Source organism: Roseateles saccharophilus (assembly GCF_004342485.1).
Taxonomy (GTDB): domain Bacteria; phylum Pseudomonadota; class Gammaproteobacteria; order Burkholderiales; family Burkholderiaceae_C; genus Pelomonas; species Pelomonas saccharophila.
This window is the reverse complement of the sequence record NZ_SMBU01000099.1, coordinates 1-1333: the sequence shown is the minus strand read 5'-3', so window position 1 is coordinate 1333 and position 1333 is coordinate 1. Positions and strand designations below refer to the sequence as shown.

1 protein-coding gene and 1 pseudogene are annotated in these 1333 nt (G+C 62.0%); one reads left to right on the top strand and one right to left on the bottom strand.

Going from position 1 to position 1333, the window contains the following annotated elements; genetic code table 11:
• Positions 1 to 1146: IS110 family RNA-guided transposase (locus EV671_RS26555; RefSeq protein WP_132576899.1), on the top strand; the 1146-nt coding region annotated here is incomplete at its 5' end.
• 25 nt (positions 1147 to 1171) lie between these two features.
• Here the strand turns inward: EV671_RS26555 and EV671_RS27900 are convergent.
• Positions 1172 to 1333, bottom strand: a pseudogene (locus EV671_RS27900) (IS66 family transposase); the annotation flags it as partial.

The following is a 1333-nucleotide window of genomic DNA, read 5'->3' as shown; positions in this document are numbered from 1 at the left end:
TGCGAGTCCCGTCCAATTCTTCGCGAGACAGCAGCCTTGACTCAACCTCGAATAGCTTGGGATCGCGAGCCGAAATCTACGCGGGACGTAACAATCGTTCGTCTGCTAACGCCATTCGCACGTCGCGTCGTCATCGCCAATCCACTGCAGGTGCGGGCGATCGCCTGGGCCAAGGTCAAGACCGACAAGATCGACGCCGCGACGCTGGCGCGCCTGCACGCAGCTCAGTTCTTGCCTGAAGTCTGGATGCCTACGGAAGAGGTGGCTGAGCGACGACGCGTCATCGCGGAGCGCACCCAGCTTGTGTCGCAGATGACGCGGCTGAAGAACCGAATTCACTCGATCCTCCATGCCAACCTGATGCCGCAGGAAACGGGCCGGATCTTCGGCATCAAGGGCCGCGCGCTGCTCGAAGCCTTGCCCATGCCAGCTGACCAACTGCGAATGGCCCTGCGTCACCATGATGAGATCCAGCGACTCGCGCAAGAACTGGAACTTATCGATCAGGATGTCGCTCGCCATGCACTGGGCGACACCAATGTTCGACGTCTGATGACGATCGGTGGGGTCAACGTCGTGGTCGCCACCAGCGTGCTTGCCGCGATCGGAGACATCAGGCGATTCTCGAGCCCACAGAAGCTCGTCGCCTACCTCGGGCTGAATCCATCAGTTCACCAATCCGGAGATCGGCCGGCGTATCACGGACACATCACGCATCAGGGCAATGGGCACGCGCGTGCCATGCTGGTGGAAGCCGCATGGGTGATTGGCATGGGCCCCGGCCCGCTCAGTGCGTTCTTCCACCGGATCAGCCTCAAGCGAGGGAAGCCCGTGGCCGCGGTCGCAACAGCGCGCAAGCTGGCGGTGCTCATCTGGCACATGCTGACGAAGGAACAGGACTACGCGTGGATCCGGCCGGCTCTGCTCCAGTACAAGTTGCGCGCGCTTGAACTGAAGTCGGGCCAGCCGTCGCGGCGTGGTGGGAAAACGCCTGGTCCTGCGCGTGACTACAGCGTGAAGCCCGTCCGCGACGCCGAACGGGACCGCGTCTGCAAAGCAGAGGAAGACTACAAACGTTTCGTCGCGTCCTGGAAGGACCAGCCGCCCGCGAAAGGAGTCCCTGTTGTGAAAGGGGAAAACAGCTGAACCCCTTGTCAAAAGCATCCGTGTCGATTGGCACATTGCCGTCGTCCAGGAAGCGGATGAGCGTCTTCCAGTTGCTCAGCGCGTAGTCGATTGCCTTGGCGGTGGCGTCCGCCTTCACCAGACCCTGGCGCTTTGCCACGAGCCAGGCGTGCAGAGCCTCGACGACCGGCTTCGAACTTTGCTGTCG